This window comes from Citrobacter sp. CK185 (assembly GCF_030333565.1).
Taxonomy (GTDB): Bacteria; Pseudomonadota; Gammaproteobacteria; order Enterobacterales; family Enterobacteriaceae; genus Citrobacter_B; species Citrobacter_B koseri.
Genome location: NZ_JAOWFR010000022.1, coordinates 17085 through 34641, shown reverse-complemented (window position 1 = coordinate 34641; position 17557 = coordinate 17085). Strand labels below are relative to the sequence as shown.

Annotated in this window: 17 protein-coding genes; 12 read left to right on the top strand and 5 right to left on the bottom strand. The window is 54.6% G+C overall.

Annotated elements, in window-relative coordinates:
• Positions 1-15: 15 nt before the first annotated feature.
• On the top strand, positions 16-405 hold the full coding sequence (gene gcvH / locus OGV79_RS05900; protein ID WP_012135010.1) for a glycine cleavage system protein GcvH: 390 nt from the start codon (positions 16-18) through the stop codon (positions 403-405).
• Between the two features lie 221 nt (positions 406-626).
• On the top strand, positions 627-3500 hold the full coding sequence (gene gcvP / locus OGV79_RS05895) for an aminomethyl-transferring glycine dehydrogenase (RefSeq protein ID WP_286468153.1): 2874 nt from the start codon (positions 627-629) through the stop codon (positions 3498-3500).
• 110 nt (positions 3501-3610) lie between these two features.
• Here gcvP and bglA read toward each other — a convergent pair whose 3' ends face one another.
• Both bglA and OGV79_RS05885 read right to left on the bottom strand, forming a co-directional pair.
• The gene (bglA, locus tag OGV79_RS05890; RefSeq protein WP_115625884.1) at positions 3611-5044 is read right to left on the bottom strand and encodes a 6-phospho-beta-glucosidase BglA; all 1434 of its coding nucleotides are present in this window, start codon (positions 5042-5044) and stop codon (positions 3611-3613) included.
• A 120-nt stretch (positions 5045-5164) separates the two neighbouring features.
• Positions 5165-5893 (bottom strand): MurR/RpiR family transcriptional regulator, encoded by a 729-nt coding sequence (locus tag OGV79_RS05885; protein WP_012135006.1) that lies wholly within the window; start codon positions 5891-5893, stop codon positions 5165-5167.
• A 52-nt stretch (positions 5894-5945) separates the two neighbouring features.
• Here OGV79_RS05885 and yqfB point away from each other — a divergent pair, with 52 nt between their 5' ends.
• A complete protein-coding gene (yqfB, locus tag OGV79_RS05880; protein ID WP_047461422.1) occupies positions 5946-6257 on the top strand; it encodes a N(4)-acetylcytidine aminohydrolase in 312 nt (103 codons plus the stop codon).
• A gap of 161 nt (positions 6258-6418) precedes the next feature.
• Entirely contained in the window at positions 6419-7078 is a 660-nt protein-coding gene (gene trhA, locus OGV79_RS05875; protein ID WP_012135004.1) for a PAQR family membrane homeostasis protein TrhA, read from the top strand.
• Positions 7079-7232: 154 nt separating this feature from the next.
• On the opposite strand, the gene ygfZ is transcribed toward trhA, so the two are convergent.
• Positions 7233-8213: a tRNA-modifying protein YgfZ gene (ygfZ, locus tag OGV79_RS05870; RefSeq protein WP_199976973.1), complete on the bottom strand. Its 981-nt coding sequence runs from the start codon at positions 8211-8213 to the stop codon at positions 7233-7235.
• Between the two features lie 256 nt (positions 8214-8469).
• Here ygfZ and sdhE point away from each other — a divergent pair, with 256 nt between their 5' ends.
• The gene (gene sdhE / locus OGV79_RS05865; protein WP_024130922.1) at positions 8470-8736 is read left to right on the top strand and encodes an FAD assembly factor SdhE; all 267 of its coding nucleotides are present in this window, start codon (positions 8470-8472) and stop codon (positions 8734-8736) included.
• Positions 8717-9124, top strand: a complete 408-nt coding sequence (locus tag OGV79_RS05860; RefSeq protein WP_024130921.1) for a protein YgfX — start codon at positions 8717-8719, stop codon at positions 9122-9124. The genes sdhE and OGV79_RS05860 overlap by 20 nt, the downstream gene beginning before the upstream one ends.
• A gap of 97 nt (positions 9125-9221) precedes the next feature.
• Here OGV79_RS05860 and fldB read toward each other — a convergent pair whose 3' ends face one another.
• Entirely contained in the window at positions 9222-9746 is a 525-nt protein-coding gene (fldB, locus tag OGV79_RS05855; protein ID WP_012134999.1) for a flavodoxin FldB, read from the bottom strand.
• Positions 9747-9849: 103 nt separating this feature from the next.
• On the opposite strand from fldB, the gene xerD reads away from it, so the two are divergent.
• The 5 genes from xerD to lysS all read left to right on the top strand — a co-directional run bounded on the left by xerD (position 9850) and on the right by lysS (position 15934).
• On the top strand, positions 9850-10746 hold the full coding sequence (gene xerD, locus OGV79_RS05850) for a site-specific tyrosine recombinase XerD (protein ID WP_012134998.1): 897 nt from the start codon (positions 9850-9852) through the stop codon (positions 10744-10746).
• A 23-nt stretch (positions 10747-10769) separates the two neighbouring features.
• Entirely contained in the window at positions 10770-11483 is a 714-nt protein-coding gene (gene dsbC, locus OGV79_RS05845; RefSeq protein WP_114848305.1) for a bifunctional protein-disulfide isomerase/oxidoreductase DsbC, read from the top strand.
• 5 nt (positions 11484-11488) lie between these two features.
• Positions 11489-13222 (top strand): single-stranded-DNA-specific exonuclease RecJ, encoded by a 1734-nt coding sequence (gene recJ, locus OGV79_RS05840; protein ID WP_199976974.1) that lies wholly within the window; start codon positions 11489-11491, stop codon positions 13220-13222.
• 86 nt (positions 13223-13308) lie between these two features.
• Positions 13309-14407, top strand: a protein-coding gene (gene prfB, locus OGV79_RS05835; protein ID WP_096753903.1) for a peptide chain release factor 2 whose coding sequence is annotated in 2 segments (ribosomal slippage) — positions 13309-13383 and positions 13385-14407 — 1098 coding nt in all. Because the reading frame shifts where the segments join, the coding sequence is not laid out codon by codon here.
• Positions 14408-14416: 9 nt separating this feature from the next.
• Positions 14417-15934, top strand: a complete 1518-nt coding sequence (gene lysS / locus OGV79_RS05830; RefSeq protein ID WP_012134993.1) for a lysine--tRNA ligase — start codon at positions 14417-14419, stop codon at positions 15932-15934.
• 99 nt (positions 15935-16033) lie between these two features.
• On the opposite strand, the gene idi is transcribed toward lysS, so the two are convergent.
• Complete coding sequence (gene idi, locus OGV79_RS05825; protein ID WP_071257878.1) at positions 16034-16579, bottom strand: isopentenyl-diphosphate Delta-isomerase; 546 nt, start codon at positions 16577-16579, stop codon at positions 16034-16036.
• Between the two features lie 200 nt (positions 16580-16779).
• On the opposite strand from idi, the gene actS reads away from it, so the two are divergent.
• Positions 16780-17526, top strand: coding sequence for an amidase activator ActS (actS, locus tag OGV79_RS05820; protein ID WP_058668057.1), 747 nt, complete (start codon positions 16780-16782; stop codon positions 17524-17526).
• Positions 17527-17557: the final 31 nt, after the last annotated feature.

Here is a 17557-nt window from a genome sequence, read left to right as displayed (position 1 = left end):
TTTGGAGATTTATTGATGAGCAACGTACCTGTAGAACTGAAATACAGCAAAGAACACGAATGGCTGCGCAAAGAAGCAGACGGTACTTACACGGTTGGCATCACGGAACACGCTCAGGAATTGCTGGGTGATATGGTTTTTGTCGATCTGCCAGACGTCGGCGCCACCGTTGCGGCGGGCGATGACTGCGCGGTAGCAGAATCGGTAAAAGCCGCTTCTGACATTTATGCGCCGGTGAGCGGTGAGATTGTGGCGGTAAACGACGCGCTCAGCGACTCCCCTGAACTGGTCAACAGCGAGCCGTATGCGGGTGGCTGGATCTTCAAAATCAAAGCCAGCGACGAAAGCGAAATCGACTCGCTGCTGGATGCAACCGCATACGAAGCATTGTTAGAAGACGAATAAATACGCTTCATCCTTCACGCAGCAGGTGTGTTGGCTTCCTCGCTCACCCCAGTCACTTACTTATGTAAGCTCCTGGGGGTTCTCTGCGTCGCCGCCGTCCTGCAACGTGAATGATTTTGCGTATTCGTTTTCGCACGCGTAGGCCCGGTAAGCGTTAGCGCCACCGGGCAATTGAGCCAGAGACAATCACGATTCACTGCACGTTTCAGGAACCATCGCCCATGACACAGACGCTAAGCCAGCTTGAAAACAGCGGCGCTTTCATTGAACGCCACATTGGACCGGACGCCGCACAGCAGCAAGAGATGCTGAATACCGTTGGCGCCGAGTCGTTAAACGCGCTGATCGGCCAGATTGTGCCGAAAGACATTCAGCTTGCCACGCCGCCGCAGGTAGGTGAAGCGGCGACGGAATACGCCGCGCTGGCCGAATTAAAAGCGATTGCCGGTCGCAACAAGCGCTTCACGTCTTACATTGGCATGGGTTATACCGCGGTGCAGCTGCCGCCGGTTATCCTGCGCAATATGCTGGAAAATCCGGGCTGGTACACCGCGTATACGCCTTATCAGCCGGAAGTTTCGCAGGGGCGTCTGGAAGCGCTGCTGAATTTCCAGCAGGTGACGCTGGATCTGACCGGGCTGGATATGGCCTCTGCTTCGTTGCTGGATGAAGCAACCGCTGCCGCAGAAGCGATGGCGATGGCAAAACGCATCAGTAAACTGAAAAACGCCAACCGTTTCTTTGTCGCCTCTGACGTTCACCCGCAAACGCTGGACGTCGTGCGCACCCGCGCGGAGACCTTCGGTTTTGATGTGATCGTCGATGACGCGGAAAAAGTGCTGGATCACCAGGATGTGTTCGGCGTGCTGTTGCAGCAGGTTGGCACCACCGGTGAAGTCCACGACTACAGCGCGCTGATTAACGAACTGAAGTCACGTAAAGTTGTCGTCAGCGTAGCCGCCGATTTTATGGCGCTGGTGCTGCTGACGGCGCCGGGTAAACAGGGCGCGGACATTGTGTTCGGCTCTGCGCAACGCTTCGGCGTACCGATGGGCTACGGCGGCCCACACGCGGCGTTCTTTGCTGCCAAAGATGAATTCAAACGTTCCATGCCGGGCCGTATTATCGGCGTATCGAAAGATGCGGCGGGCAATACCGCACTGCGCATGGCAATGCAGACTCGCGAGCAGCATATCCGTCGCGAGAAAGCGAACTCCAATATTTGTACTTCGCAGGTGCTGCTGGCCAACATCGCCAGCCTGTATGCCGTTTATCACGGTCCGGTTGGGCTGAAGCGCATTGCTAATCGCATTCACCGCCTGACCGACATTCTGGCGGCGGGCCTGCAACAAAAAGGGCTGAAACTGCGCCATGCGCATTACTTCGACACCCTGTGCGTAGAGGTGGCCGATAAAGCCGCTGTCCTGGCGCGCGCGGAGGTCGCAGAGATCAACCTGCGCAGCGACATCCACAATGCTGTCGGCATCACGCTGGATGAAACGACAACCCGCGAAAACGTGCTGCAACTGTTCTCTGTGCTGCTGGGTGACGACCACGGTCTGAACATTGATACGCTGGATAAAGACGTGGCGCACGATAGCCGCTCTATCCAGGAGAGTATGCTGCGTGATGACGCGATCCTGACGTACCCGGTGTTCAACCGTTATCACAGCGAAACGGAGATGATGCGCTACATGCACTCGCTGGAGCGTAAAGATCTGGCGCTGAACCAGGCAATGATCCCGCTGGGTTCCTGTACCATGAAGCTGAACGCGGCGGCGGAGATGATCCCCATCACCTGGCCGGAATTTGCGGAACTGCATCCGTTCTGCCCGGCAGATCAGGCGGAAGGGTATCATCAGATGATCAACCAGCTTTCTGACTGGCTGGTGAAACTGACGGGCTATGACGCCGTGTGCATGCAGCCGAACTCCGGCGCGCAGGGCGAATACGCGGGCCTGCTGGCGATTCGTCATTATCATGAAAGCCGCAACGACGGGCATCGCGATATCTGTCTGATCCCGGCCTCCGCTCACGGCACCAACCCGGCTTCCGCACAGATGGCGGGTATGCAGGTGGTGGTGGTCGCATGCGATAAGAACGGCAACATCGATCTGGCGGATCTGCGCGCTAAAGCCGAGCAGGCGGGTGACAATCTCTCCTGCATCATGGTGACTTACCCATCCACCCACGGCGTGTACGAAGAAACCATTCGTGAAGTGTGTGAGATCGTGCATCAGTTCGGCGGCCAGGTATACCTCGATGGCGCAAACATGAACGCGCAGGTTGGCATTACCTCTCCGGGCTTCATCGGCGCGGATGTTTCACACCTCAACCTGCATAAAACCTTCTGCATTCCGCACGGCGGCGGCGGCCCGGGTATGGGGCCGATCGGCGTGAAATCACATCTGGCGCCGTTTGTTCCGGGTCACAGCGTGGTGCAGATCGAAGGGATGCTGACCCGTCAGGGCGCGGTGTCCGCCGCACCGTTCGGCAGCGCATCCATTCTGCCGATCAGCTGGATGTACATCCGCATGATGGGCGCGGAAGGGCTGAAGCAGGCGAGCCAGGTGGCGATTCTGAACGCCAACTATATCGCCAGCCGCCTGAAAGACGCGTATCCGGTGCTGTATACCGGTCGCGATGGCCGCGTGGCGCACGAGTGTATTCTCGACATCCGCCCGCTGAAAGAAGAGACCGGCATCAGCGAGCTGGATATTGCCAAGCGTTTGATCGACTACGGCTTCCACGCGCCGACCATGTCGTTCCCGGTGGCGGGAACGCTGATGGTTGAACCGACGGAGTCTGAAAGCAAGATGGAGCTGGATCGCTTTATCAATGCGATGCTGGCGATTCGCGCGGAAATCGATCGCGTGAAAGCCGGTGAGTGGCCGCTGGAGGATAACCCGCTGGTTAACGCGCCGCACACGCAGAATGAGCTGGTCGCGGAGTGGAACCACGGATACAGCCGTGAAGTCGCGGTGTTCCCGGCGGGGGTAACGAACAAGTACTGGCCGACCGTGAAACGCCTTGATGACGTTTACGGCGACCGTAACCTGTTCTGCTCCTGCGTACCGATGAGCGAATATCAGTAATCTCTCTGCCATACTGTAGGCCGGGTAAGCGCAAGCGCTACCCGGCTTTTTTTTATTCGGAGACAGAACTTGTAGGCCGGATAAGGTATTAGCCGCCATCCGGCAAAAAATTACAGCTTCTCGCCGTTGCTGGCGATAACCTCTTTATACCAGGTAAAACTTTTCTTCCGCGAGCGCGCCATATCGCCGCTGCCGTCGTCATGCTTGTTCACGTAAATAAAACCGTAACGTTTGCTGTATTGTCCGGTCGTGAATGACACGCAATCGATGCAGCCCCACGGCGTATAGCCCATCAGATCCACGCCATCATACGTCACCGCTTTCATCATCTCTTCTACGTGAGCACGCAGATAGTCGATGCGGTAATCGTCGTTGATGCTGCCGTCTTCTTCCACTTTGTCGTAGGCGCCAAACCCATTTTCCACAATAAACAGCGGCTTCTGGTAGCGTTCATACAGCTCGCACAGGGAATAACGCAGGCCGACCGGGTCAATCTGCCAGCCCCAGTCGGAGGCTTTGACGTGCGGATTCGGCACGCTGCCCTCGAAGCCGGAAATGGCATCGCCGCTACCGCCTTCCGCTTTTACTGCGTTAGTCATGTAATAGCTGAAGCCAAGGTAATCGCAGGTGCCTTCGCGCAGAATCTCCGCGTCGCCAGCGTCCATGTTGATGTTAAAGCCGCGACGTTCCCATTCGTTCAGCACGTAAGACGGGTAGTAGCCGCGTAGCTGAACGTCGGTAAACACATAGCGCTCACGCATGGATTCCTGCGCGAACATGACATCTTCCGGCTTACAGGAAAACGGATAGAGCGCGACCATCGCCAGCATACAGCCGACCTTCATCTCCGGGTTGATGCGGCGTGCCGCCTTTACCGCCAGCGCGCTGGCGACGAACTGGTGATGCAGCACCTGATACATGGTTTCTTCCGGGTTTTCATGCTCGGTATACACCACGCCAGAACAGCAGTAGCCAAACAGCGGCGCGCGCCAGTTGCGCTGGTTGTTGATCTCGTTGAAGGTCATCCAGTATTTGACTTTGTGCTTGTAGCGCTCAAATACCACCTCCGCGAAGCGGACGAAGAAATCCACCACTTTACGGTTGGTCCAGCCGCCGTATTGCTGTACCAGATGCAGCGGCATTTCAAAGTGGGAGAGGGTGATGACCGGTTCGATGTTGTATCTGAGCAACTCATCGAACATATCATCGTAGAATTTCAGCCCTTCTTCGTTCGGTTGCGTCTCGTCACCCTGCGGGAAAATGCGGGTCCAGGCGATGGAGGTGCGAAAGCATTTAAACCCCATCTCGGCGAACAGCTTAATGTCTTCTTTATAGTGACCGTAAAAATCGACCGCTTCATGGTTCGGATAATATTTACCCGCTACGACCTGTCGGGTGATTTCACGCGGTACGCCATGCGCTCCGCCGGTCAGCACATCACAGATGCTCGGCCCTTTGCCGCCTTTGTTCCAGCCGCCTTCAACCTGATGAGCGGCAACTGCGCCGCCCCATAAGAAATCTTTTGGTAAGGTGAGTTTTTTCATTGTTGCTCAATCTCAAATTAATACAATCTGGTTTTGAGTCTAACAAAGGAAGGCAAAAAGTCACGATATAACAAAATAGCGTTGGTGTAATTTGTTACGCCCAAAAAACAAATTGTTTTTTTACGCTAATTTTTTCGCCAGCTTACGGCCTAATGATTCAAGAATATAGATAACGGGGATCTGCGTTGTAATATCATAAACGCCAGCAATACGGGTTTGTGGTACATGCCAGGAGAGATTAAAATCGGCCAGCTTTGCCAGCGCCGAGTGTTCATGGCTGGTAATCGACAGCACTTTGCAGTTGTGCAGGCTGAACTGGCTGGCAAAGCGCAGGATCTCCGCAGTCTCTCCCGATACTGAAAGCACAATCGCCAGCGCGTTTTTTGCCATATCGTTGGTGACCGGAAAATAAGGATCGTCAATATGATTACTGAATTTCCCGACGTTAGAGAAAAAACGTGCACCATATTTTGCCAGCGCGCCGGAAGTTCCTGCGCCGACAAATATAATACGTTCGGAAGATAAAATGATATCGACAGCCTGATCGAGTAATTTATCAAACTCATCGTTATTGACGCTTTTAAAGAAACTGATAATTTCGCTGGCGCCAAAATTAGCCTGTTGCGGCTCATCCTGCTCTAAATATAATTTAAAGCGCACGCGGAATTCAGAGTAGCCGTCACAGTGAAGTTTGCGACAAAAGCGCAGTACGGTGGTGGTGGAAACGCCCACGGCATCAGCCAGTTCGCGAATGGTCATGTACATGACTTTGTCACGGTTTTTGATGACATAGTTGTAGACCAGCATCTCAAGATTGTTGAGACTGGCGATGGCAGCGTGGGAGAACATACTCACAATGGCAAAACTCACTCATCAGACTTCATCTACAGGGAATAATAACATGCAGCCAAATGACATCACTTTTTTTCAGCGTTTCCAGGATGACATTCTGGCCGGACGCAAAACTATCACCATTCGTGACGAGTCCGAATCACACTTCAAAGCCGGGGATATTCTACGGGTTGGACGCTTCGAAGATGAGGGTTACTTCTGCACAATTGAGGTTGTTGGCACTTCAACCGTCACGCTGGACACGCTGACGGAAAAACATGCCCGGCAGGAAAACATGACGCTTGAAGAACTTAAACATGTGATTGCCGGGATTTACCCGGATCAGACGCAATTTTATGTGATTGATTTTAAATGCCTTTGATTTTAATGGACAACTGTTAGTTGAAAAGTAAGTTTCAACATCATGATTTACAAGGATTAATCTTAAGTTGATATTTATTTTAGCTAACAGGTGTTCACTGGAACCATTCTCAGTTACGCTAGGAACGCTATCACGATTGTGAACGTTCTTTGGAGTAAGCTATGGTGCAGAAACCATTAATCGCACAGGGATATTCGCTGGCAGAGGAAATTGCCAATAGCATCAGCCACGGTATTGGGTTGGTGTTTGGTATTGTCGGTCTGGTGCTGTTACTGGTTCAGGCGGTAGACGCGAATGCCAGTGCAACGGCCATTACCAGCTACAGCCTGTACGGCGGCAGCATGATCCTGCTGTTTCTTGCTTCAACCCTCTACCACGCGATTCCGCATCAGCGGGCGAAGATCTGGCTGAAAAAATTCGACCACTGCGCTATCTATCTGCTGATTGCCGGAACCTATACGCCGTTTTTGCTGGTGGGGCTGGATTCGCCGCTGGCGCGTGGGCTGATGATTGTCATCTGGAGCCTGGCGCTGCTCGGTATTTTATTCAAGCTGACTATTGCCCACCGGTTTAAGGTTCTCTCGCTGGTAACGTATTTAACGATGGGGTGGCTGTCGCTGATTGTGGTTTATCAACTGGCGATCAAACTGGCGGCGGGAGGCGTGACGCTGCTGGCGGTCGGCGGCGTGGTCTATTCGCTAGGCGTGATTTTCTACGTCTGCAAACGCATTCCCTATAACCATGCAATCTGGCACGGGTTCGTGCTGGGCGGCAGCGTGTGCCACTTTCTGGCGATCTATCTGTATGTAGGGCAGGTCTGACACACTGTTGCCGGATGGCGGCTACGCCTTATCCGGCCTACGAGGGATGGGGCCTGAAACCCAACTGCCGGATGGCGGCTAATACCTTATCCGGCCTACATGGCGTACTGAACCGTAGGCCTGATAAGCGCAGCGCCATCAGGCGTTATTCTTTTCACTCTTCCAGCGAATAGGGCAGCGGTACGATGTGCAGGGTATTCGCATCATCGCGTACGCGAAATACGCTGTCAGCTTCCATATCGTTGTTCATGACCACCTGCACCAGAACCTGGCCGTCATCCAGTTGCACTGCCGCAAGAATGGTGCCGGTACGACGCCAGTTCTCACCCATCTGCAACTCCAGATCTTCTCCGGCTTCCGGTACGCGGCTGGCTTTACCTGCCAGAGACCAGAGCGCGCGTTTGTTCGCACCGCGGAATTTTGCCCGGGCGACCATCTCCTGCCCGCTGTAGCAGCCTTTCTTAAAGCTGATGCCGCCCAGCGCCTGTAGGTTGGTTGCCTGCGGTATAAATTGCCCGCTGTTCGCGGAGTCAATGACCGGAATGCCCGCTTCAATATCCAGCGCCAGCCACTGCTGGCTGTTGTTCAGCGCCGCTTCGCCACGCAGTTTTTCAGTCAGGGATTCAGCCGTGGCGACATCCGTAATCAGCAGAAAACGTTCCGCCGGATGTTCAAACCAAAGCAGGGTGGACGCCCCTTCGCTCACGACCTGTTTTTCGCTGTTTGGTAACTCGCTAAAGATATTTGCCAGCGCTGCGCGAGCCTGAAAACCAGCGATACCGAGCAGAACACGCTCATCGTCAGGCACGATCGCGACTTTAGAGAACACGGCGTATTTTTTCAGCTCGGTCAGTTGGGCCTCACGCAGACTGCGGCGTTCAATCCAGGCAAAACCGTCGCCGTCGCGGAACAGACGCAGGTTGCTCCACATCTTCCCTTTTGCATCGCAATGGGCGACCAGTAAGTGTTGCTGTTCGGTAAGCTGGTTGACGTCCGCGGTGACCTGACCTTGCATATACTTCTCGCTGTCGGCGCCGGTGATCGAGGCCAGCGCCCAGTCATCGAGAGTGATCAGCGTCAGAGGCAAACGGGCTGACGCGGACGGTTGACGAGGAGGAAAAGGTGTAAAAGCCATAATAATGTCCTGATTTGCTTAACGCAGTAATAGTGACTAATGGTAAAAGAGCTATAGCCCATTGCAAGCGGTTTAAACATCCCATTTGTGCCTTATCGCCCGCTTTGCGAGGCGCGATGCAAAATCGATGAACCCTTTGACTTAATGTGGTTTTATTTGCCGATCATGCTTCCGTTTATGGAGATTCCCGTAAAAGAACATGAAAAACACGTTACAATAGCCGGGTACTTCATTTTCGCGAGACAGGAAGAAGAACATGGATATTAATAACAAAGCACGTATTCATTGGGCATGCCGTCGCGGTATGCGTGAGCTCGACATTTCCATCATGCCGTTTTTCGAACATGAGTACGATAACTTAAGCGATGAAGAAAAATGCATCTTTGTTCGTTTGCTGGAATGCGACGATCCTGATTTATTTAACTGGTTGATGAACCACGGTAAACCGGGTGATGCAGAGCTGGAACAAATGGTGAAACTCATCCAGACACGGAATCGGGAACGTGGTCCTGTGGCAATCTGATTTACGCGTCTCCTGGCGCGCACAATGGCTCTCTTTGCTCATTCATGGGCTTGTCGCCGCATTGGTTTTATTGATGCCCTGGCCATTGAGCTACACGCCGCTCTGGCTGATATTGCTTTCGCTGGTGGTGTTCGACTGTGTGCGCAGTCAGCGGCGGATTAATACCCGGCAGGGCGAAATTAAACTGCTGATGGATGGGCGTTTACGTTGGCAAGGGCAAGACTGGACGATTCAGGGCCCGCCCTGGATGCTTAAAACCGGCATGATGCTGCGTTTGCGCGCCGACAGCGGGAAGCGTCAGCACTTGTGGCTGGCGGCGGACAGCATGGATGACGCCGAGTGGCGGGATTTACGGCGGTTAATGCTGCAACAGGCGACGCAGGGGTAACGCCAACGAAGGCCTGATGGCGCGCAGCTTTAAGGCCTACGGTTCGGTGCGCCATGCAGGCCGGACAGGGCGTTCACGCCGCTATCCGGCAAAACGGTCAGCAGGAATAGTGCTCTGCCATCTCACCGAGAATTTGCTCGCACCAGGCCTGGATGCGCTCATCGCTGAGATCGTACTGGTTGGTTTCATCCAGCGCCAGGCCGACAAAAAGTTGCCCATCGGCAATGACCGGTTTCGGACTGGTGAACTCATAGCCTTCGGTAGGCCAGTAGCCGACAAATTTAACGCCTTTGGTGACAAGTTTGTCATGCAGCATACCCAGCGCATCCAGGAACCACTCGCCGTAGCCCAACTGGTCGCCCATGCCGTAGAGCGCGACAATTTTGCCTTCCAGCTTGAGATCGTCCAGTTGATTCCAGACGGCTTCCCAGTCTTCCTGTATTTCACCAAAATCCCAGGTCGGAATGCCTAAAATGAGCACATCGTACTGCTCCATTAAGGTCGGAGAGTCATCCTTGAGGTTGTGTAATGTGACCAGTTCCGGGCCAATAATGTCGCGAATTTTTTCCGCTGCCATTTCGGTATAGCAGGTGCTGGAACCATAAAAAAGGCCGATATTCATGACGTACTGCTCTCGATTCTTGCGATGACGATGCGGCTAGTGTACCAGAAAGGCGTCGGCTTCAGGCATAATGGCGTTGATTTAACACGCAGAGGGGCCCGAGATGGATAAGGATCTGGCGCGTATCGAGCAGTTTCTCGATGCCCTGTGGCTGGAGCGTAATCTGGCGGAAAATACGCTGAGCGCGTATCGGCGCGACTTGTCGATGGTGGTCGAATGGTTGCATCATCGTGGAAAAACGCTGGCGACGGTGCAGAGCGATGATTTACAAACGCTGCTGGCGGAACGTATGGATGGCGGGTATAAAGCCACCAGTTCCGCACGGTTGTTGAGCGCTACGCGGCGCTTCTTTCAGCATCTGTACCGTGAAAAATTTCGTGAGGACGATCCGAGCGCGCAGCTCGCGTCGCCCAAACTTCCGCAGCGTTTGCCAAAAGATCTCAGCGAAGCACAAGTTGAGAGATTATTACAGTCGCCAGTTGTTGACCAACCGCTGGAATTACGCGACAAAGCAATGCTGGAAGTGCTGTATGCGACGGGCCTGCGCGTTTCTGAGCTGGTCGGGCTGACCATGAGCGATATCAGTTTGCGCCAGGGCGTCGTGCGGGTTATCGGTAAAGGCAATAAAGAACGTCTGGTGCCGTTGGGCGAAGAGGCGGTGTACTGGCTGGAGACGTATCTGGAGCACGGGCGCCCGTGGCTGCTGAACGGCGTGTCGATTGACGTTTTATTTCCCAGCCAGCGGGCGCAACAAATGACGCGTCAGACCTTCTGGCACCGCATTAAACACTATGCCGTGCTGGCGGGAATCGACAGCGAAAAGCTGTCGCCGCACGTTTTGCGTCACGCTTTCGCCACCCATTTGCTGAATCATGGCGCTGACTTACGCGTTGTACAGATGCTGCTTGGGCATAGCGATCTCTCGACCACACAAATTTATACTCATGTCGCAACGGAGCGCTTGCGTCAACTTCATCAACAGCATCACCCGCGAGCGTGAGTGCTGACAGGAAAGGATAGGTTATGAAAAAACGTTTTATGATGTTCACCCTGCTGGCAGCGGCATTTTCGGGAATGGTCCATGCGGACGATGCAGCCATTCACCAGTCGCTGACTAAGCTGGGCGTGCAGAGCACGGAAATTCAACCCGCGCCGGTTGCAGGCATGAAAACCGTGCTGACCAACAGCGGCGTGCTGTACGTCACCGACGATGGCAAGCATATTATTCAGGGGCCGATGTATGACGTCAGCGGCGCGTCGCCGGTAAATGTCACCAATCAGTTGCTGATGAAACACCTGAATGCGCTGGAAAAAGAGATGATTGTTTACAAAGCGCCGCAGGAAAAACACGTCATCACCATCTTTACCGACATCACCTGCGGCTACTGTCACAAGCTGCATGAAGAGATGAAAGACTACAACGCGCTGGGGATTACCGTGCGTTATCTGGCCTTCCCGCGCCAGGGGCTGGAAAGCCAGGCCGAGCAGGATATGAAGTCCATCTGGTGCGCGAAAGACCGAAACAAAGCCTTTGATGACGCGATGGCGGGCAAAGGCGTGAAAGCCGCCACCTGCGATATCGATATCGCCAATCATTATGCGCTGGGCGTGCAGTTCGGCGTGAGCGGCACGCCAGCGATTGTGCTGAGTAACGGCTATGTGGTGCCTGGCTATCAGGGGCCGAAAGAGATGAAGGCGTTCCTTGACGCGCACCAGAAACAGACCAGCGGTAAATAATTCGCGTGAAACAACAGATACAACTTCGTCGGCGTGAGGCCGACGAGACAGCTGAGCTGCCTGCTGACCTGCCGCCGCTGCTGCGCCGTTTATACGCCAGCCGGGGCGTACGCAGCGCGCAGGAGCTGGAGCGTAGCGTAAAAGGGATGCTGCCGTGGCAGCAGCTTAGCGGCGTCGAAAAGGCGGTTGAGATCCTCTATAACGCGTTTCGCGAGGGGACTCGCATCGTCGTCGTGGGCGATTTTGACGCGGATGGCGCCACCAGTACGGCGCTTAGCGTCCTCGGTATGCGTTCGCTGGGCTGTAACAATATCAGCTACCTGGTGCCAAACCGTTTTGAAGACGGCTACGGATTAAGCCCGGAAGTGGTCGATCAGGCGCATGCCCGCGGCGCGCAGCTGATTGTGACGGTGGATAACGGTATCTCTTCTCATACCGGTGTGGAACATGCCAGAGCGTTGGGGATTCCGGTGGTGGTGACCGATCACCACCTGCCGGGCGATACGCTACCTGACGCAGAAGCCATCATTAACCCGAATCTGCGAGATTGCGATTTCCCGTCGAAGTCGCTGGCAGGCGTTGGCGTGGCGTTCTATCTGATGCTGGCGCTGCGCACTTTCCTGCGTGATAAAGGCTGGTTTGATGAGCGTGGCATTACGCCGCCGAATCTGGCGGAATTGCTCGACCTGGTCGCGTTAGGCACGGTGGCGGACGTGGTGCCGCTGGACGCCAATAACCGCATCCTGACGTGGCAGGGGTTGAGCCGTATCCGCGCCGGAAAATGTCGCCCAGGCATTAAGGCGCTGCTTGAGGTGTCGAACCGCGATCCGCAGAAGCTGGCGGCCAGCGATTTAGGCTTTGCGCTGGGGCCGCGTCTGAATGCCGCAGGGCGGCTGGATGATATGTCCGTCGGCGTGGCGTTGCTGCTGTGCGATAACATCGGTGAAGCGCGGGTGCTGGCGAATGAACTGGATGCGCTGAACCAGACGCGTAAAGAGATCGAACAGGGGATGCAGGCGGAAGCGCTGACCCTGTGCGAGAAACTGGAACGCAGCCGTGAAACGCTGCCAGGCGGCCTGGCGATGTATCATCCAGAATGGCATCAGGGCGTGGTCGGCATTCTGGCTTCGCGCATTAAAGAGCGCTTCCATCGCCCGGTGATTGCCTTTGCGCCCGCCGGTGACGGTACGCTGAAAGGTTCCGGTCGTTCCATTCAGGGGCTGCATATGCGCGATGCGCTGGAGCGTCTGGATACGCTGTATCCGAGGATGATGCTCAAATTCGGCGGCCATGCGATGGCGGCAGGATTGTCACTGGAAGAGGCGCAGTTTGAACATTTCCAGCAGCGTTTTGGCGAGCTGGTGACCGAGTGGCTCGACCCATCGCTGCTACAGGGCGAAGTGGTTTCTGATGGCCCGCTGAGCGTGGCTGAGATGACGATGGAAGTGGCGCAACTGCTGCGTGACGCAGGGCCGTGGGGGCAGATGTTCCCGGAACCGCTGTTTGACGGACGTTTTCGCCTGTTGCAGCAGCGGCTGGTCGGCGAACGCCACCTGAAAGTGATGGTCGAACCGGTTGGCGGCGGCCCGCTGCTGGACGGCATTGCGTTTAACGTTGATACCGCCTGCTGGCCGGATAACGGCGTACGCGAAGTTCAGCTTGCCTATAAGCTGGATATCAATGAGTTTCGCGGCAACCGTAGCCTACAGCTGATCATTGATCACCTCTGGCCAAATTGACAACAGTATATTAATGAGAGCGCGAATCCGGTAGAATTCCGCTCTTATCACTGCATTTTGACTAGTCCAATAAAAGAAATCAGACCATGTTTGAAATTAACCCGGTAAATAACCGCATTCAGGACCTCACGGAACGCTCTGACGTTCTTAGGGGGTATCTTTGACTACGATGCCAAGAAAGAGCGTCTGGAAGAAGTAAACGCCGAGCTGGAACAGCCGGATGTCTGGAACGAACCCGAACGCGCGCAGGCGCTGGGCAAAGAGCGTTCCTCCCTTGAAGCGATTGTCGACACCCTCGACCAAATGACTCAGGGTCTGGAAGATGTTTCCGGGCTGCTGGAGCTGGCTGTAGAAGCCGACGACGAAGAAACCTTTAACGAAGCCGTAGCTGAACTCGATACGCTGGAAGAAAAGCTGGCGCAGCTGGAATTCCGTCGTATGTTCTCCGGTGAGTATGACAGCGCGGATTGCTACCTCGATATTCAGGCAGGTTCCGGCGGTACTGAAGCGCAGGACTGGGCAAGCATGCTGGAGCGTATGTATCTGCGCTGGGCAGAAGCGCGCGGCTTTAAAACCGAAATTATTGAAGAGTCTGAAGGTGAAGTCGCGGGGATCAAATCCGTCACCATCAAGATTTCCGGCGAATACGCCTATGGCTGGCTGCGTACCGAAACCGGCGTCCATCGCCTGGTGCGTAAGAGCCCGTTCGATTCCGGCGGTCGTCGTCATACCTCGTTCAGCTCCGCGTTCGTCTACCCGGAAGTTGACGATGATATTGATATCGAGATCAACCCGGCAGACCTGCGTATCGACGTTTATCGCGCATCCGGCGCGGGCGGTCAGCACGTTAACCGTACAGAATCTGCGGTACGTATTACGCACATCCCGACCGGGATTGTGACGCAGTGCCAGAACGACCGTTCCCAGCACAAAAACAAAGACCAGGCCATGAAGCAGATGAAAGCGAAGCTTTATGAACTGGAGATGCAGAAGAAAAATGCCGAGAAACAGGCGATGGAAGATAACAAATCCGACATCGGCTGGGGCAGCCAGATTCGTTCTTATGTCCTTGATGACTCCCGCATTAAAGACTTGCGTACCGGGGTTGAGACCCGCAACACGCAGGCGGTGCTGGATGGCAGCCTGGATCAATTTATCGAAGCAAGTTTGAAAGCAGGGTTATGAGGAACCAACATGTCTGAACAACACGCACAGGGCGCTGACGCGGTAACCGATCTTAACAATGAACTGAAAACGCGCCGCGAGAAGCTGGCTAGCCTGCGCGAGCAGGGTATTCCGTTCCCGAATGATTTTCGTCGCGATCACACCTCAGACCAACTGCACGCTGACTTCGACGCGAAAGAGAACGAAGAACTGGAAGCGCTGAACATCGAAGTGTCCGTTGCGGGCCGTATGATGACCCGTCGTATTATGGGTAAAGCGTCTTTCGTTACGTTGCAGGATGTCGGCGGCCGTATTCAGCTGTACGTTGCCCGTGACGATCTGCCGGAAGGCGTTTACAACGAGCAGTTCAAAAAATGGGATCTGGGCGATATCCTCGGCGCGAAAGGGAAGCTGTTCAAGACCAAAACCGGTGAGCTGTCCATCCACTGCACCGAACTGCGGCTGCTGACCAAAGCGCTTCGTCCGCTGCCGGATAAATTCCACGGCTTGCAGGATCAGGAAGCGCGCTATCGCCAGCGTTACCTGGATCTCATCTCTAACGATGAATCCCGTAACACCTTTAAAGTCCGTTCACAGATTATGGCGGGTATTCGTCAGTTCATGGTGGGCCGCGGCTTTATGGAAGTGGAAACTCCGATGATGCAAGTGATTCCTGGCGGTGCGGCAGCGCGTCCGTTTATCACCCATCACAACGCGCTGGATCTGGACATGTACCTGCGTATCGCGCCGGAACTGTACCTGAAGCGTCTGGTAGTTGGTGGCTTCGAGCGTGTGTTCGAAATCAACCGTAACTTCCGTAACGAAGGGATCTCCGTTCGTCATAACCCAGAGTTCACCATGATGGAACTCTATATGGCGTATGCGGACTATAAAGACCTGATCGAACTGACTGAATCGCTGTTCCGTACGCTGGCGCAGGATATTCTGGGCAAAACTGAAGTGCCTTACGGCGATGAAGTGTTCGACTTCGGCAAGCCGTTCGAAAAACTGACCATGCGCGAGGCTATCAAGAAATACCGTCCTGAAACGGATATGGCCGATCTGGATAACTTCGACTCCGCCAAAGCGATCGCTGAATCTATCGGCATCAAGGTTGAGAAAAGCTGGGGTCTGGGCCGCATCGTAACTGAGATCTTCGAAGAAGTGGCGGAAGCGCACCTGATTCAGCCGACCTTCATTACCGAATATCCGGCAGAGGTTTCTCCGCTGGCGCGCCGTAACGACGTGAACCCGGAAATCACCGACCGCTTTGAATTCTTCATCGGCGGCCGTGAAATCGGTAACGGCTTTAGCGAGCTGAACGATGCAGAAGATCAGGCGCAGCGTTTCCAGGATCAGGTTAACGCGAAAGAAGCCGGTGACGACGAAGCGATGTTCTACGACGAAGACTACGTTACCGCTCTGGAGCACGGCCTGCCGCCGACAGCGGGTCTGGGAATTGGTATCGACCGCATGGTAATGCTGTTCACCAACAGCCACACCATCCGCGACGTGATTCTGTTCCCGGCGATGCGTCCGGTAAAATAAGACGTGAGATGCCGGATGGCGGCTTTGCCTTATCCGGCCTACGTTTTGCACCTCTGTAGGCCCGGTAAGCGTAGCGCCACCGGGCACAAAGCCAGTAAATTACCCCTGGTTATACTCCCGCAACAACTCACGCGCTTGGTCGTCAGACGCCTGCAACACCATCCACGGACTGAACGCCCACGGCGCCGCGCTCAATGCTTGCAGTACGGTTTCCAGGCCGCTCCACTGGTAGTCCATCACTTCATCCGGGTTTACCTGTAGCGCGCTGGTCACCTGCGCGGCGTATACCGGACAGACCTCATTTTCCACGATGCCATTCGGGTCAGTTGCCCGATAGCGAAAATCTGGATAGACGGGCGTCAGGTTGGTAATTTCGACGCCAAGCTCATAACGGCTGCGTCGGATAATTGCCGCTTCAGTGCTTTCTCCCTGCTGTGGGTGTCCGCATACTGAGTTGGTCCAGACTCCCGGCCACGCTTTTTTACTGAGCGAGCGGCGAGTGACCAGCAATTGCCCCTGCGCGTTAAACAACCAGCATGAGAAGGCGAGATGTAAAAGGGTATCAGAGGTATGAGCCGCATATTTCTCCAGTATGCCGTCAGGATTACCCTGCTCATCCAGCAATATGACATGTTCCCCGGTCATAAAAACTCCTGAATATGAAAATAGCCGCATACTGCTGCAAGCCATATACTCTGGCAACTAGCGTAGTCTATATAGGGTGGAAAGGCATTACCAAAAGTAGCGGTGGCAAGAAGGAGATATCGTGACACCGATGGCAATACATTGGGCATCTGGCTTTTGGCTGCTATGATAAGGCGTTTGAAATGTTGCGAGGAATAGTTTTGAGTGCAGGACGCCTGAACAACAAGAGCCTGAGTATTGTGATGCTGCTTTGTGCAGGCTTGCTTTTAGCGGGCTGCTCCAGCAATCAATCTTCTGATTCGGGTTCCGTCTATACCGTTAAGCGGGGAGATACGCTCTACCGCATTTCGCGCACGACGGGAACCAGCGTGAAAGAACTTGCCCGCCTGAACGGTATTTCCCCGCCTTACACCATTGAGGTAGGGCAAAAACTGAAACTGGGCGGAGGGGCAAAGCGTTCCGGTTCATCGCGTGCGACCACGGCGAAATCCTCTACGAAAACGGCGGCAGTCAGACCGTCCTCTTCTGTGCCGCAATCTTCCTGGCCTCCGGTAGGGCAACGTTGCTGGCGCTGGCCTGCCAGCGGCAAAGTCATTTTGCCTTATTCAACGGCGGAAGGCGGCAACAAAGGCATTGATATATCCGCCGCGCGCGGCACGCCGATTTATGCGGCAGGGGCAGGGAAGGTGGTTTATGTCGGCAACCAGTTACGCGGTTACGGGAACCTCATCATGATTAAACATAATGAGGATTACATCACCGCTTATGCCCACAACGACACGCTGTTAGTTAACAACGGGCAGAGCGTGAAAGCCGGGCAGAAAATTGCCACAATGGGGAGCACTGATGCGGATTCCGTTCGCTTGCACTTCCAGATTCGCTACCGCGCAACAGCGATTGATCCGCTGCGTTATTTACCGCCGCAGGGGAGCAAACCAAAATGCTGACGGTGAATTAATCGCCAGTCAGTGAGCAAGC

Excerpts from the sequence above, each read along its gene's own strand:
- fldB (WP_012134999.1), bottom strand. The coding sequence starts at position 9,746 with ATGAATATCGGCCTTTTTTATGGTTCCAGCACCTGCTATACCGAAATG.
- OGV79_RS05885 (WP_012135006.1), bottom strand. The coding sequence starts at position 5,893 with ATGTTCTCCCACGCTGCCATCGCCAGTCTCAACAATCTTGAGATGCTG.
- gcvH (WP_012135010.1), top strand. The coding sequence starts at position 16 with ATGAGCAACGTACCTGTAGAACTGAAATACAGCAAAGAACACGAATGG.
- gcvP (WP_286468153.1), top strand. The coding sequence starts at position 627 with ATGACACAGACGCTAAGCCAGCTTGAAAACAGCGGCGCTTTCATTGAA.
- yqfB (WP_047461422.1), top strand. The coding sequence starts at position 5,946 with ATGCAGCCAAATGACATCACTTTTTTTCAGCGTTTCCAGGATGACATT.
- ygfZ (WP_199976973.1), bottom strand. The coding sequence starts at position 8,213 with ATGGCTTTTACACCTTTTCCTCCTCGTCAACCGTCCGCGTCAGCCCGT.
- idi (WP_071257878.1), bottom strand. The coding sequence starts at position 16,579 with ATGACCGGGGAACATGTCATATTGCTGGATGAGCAGGGTAATCCTGAC.
- bglA (WP_115625884.1), bottom strand. The coding sequence starts at position 5,044 with ATGAAAAAACTCACCTTACCAAAAGATTTCTTATGGGGCGGCGCAGTT.
- sdhE (WP_024130922.1), top strand. The coding sequence starts at position 8,470 with ATGGATATTAATAACAAAGCACGTATTCATTGGGCATGCCGTCGCGGT.
- dsbC (WP_114848305.1), top strand. The coding sequence starts at position 10,770 with ATGAAAAAACGTTTTATGATGTTCACCCTGCTGGCAGCGGCATTTTCG.
- lysS (WP_012134993.1), top strand. The coding sequence starts at position 14,417 with ATGTCTGAACAACACGCACAGGGCGCTGACGCGGTAACCGATCTTAAC.
- xerD (WP_012134998.1), top strand. The coding sequence starts at position 9,850 with ATGGATAAGGATCTGGCGCGTATCGAGCAGTTTCTCGATGCCCTGTGG.
- trhA (WP_012135004.1), top strand. The coding sequence starts at position 6,419 with ATGGTGCAGAAACCATTAATCGCACAGGGATATTCGCTGGCAGAGGAA.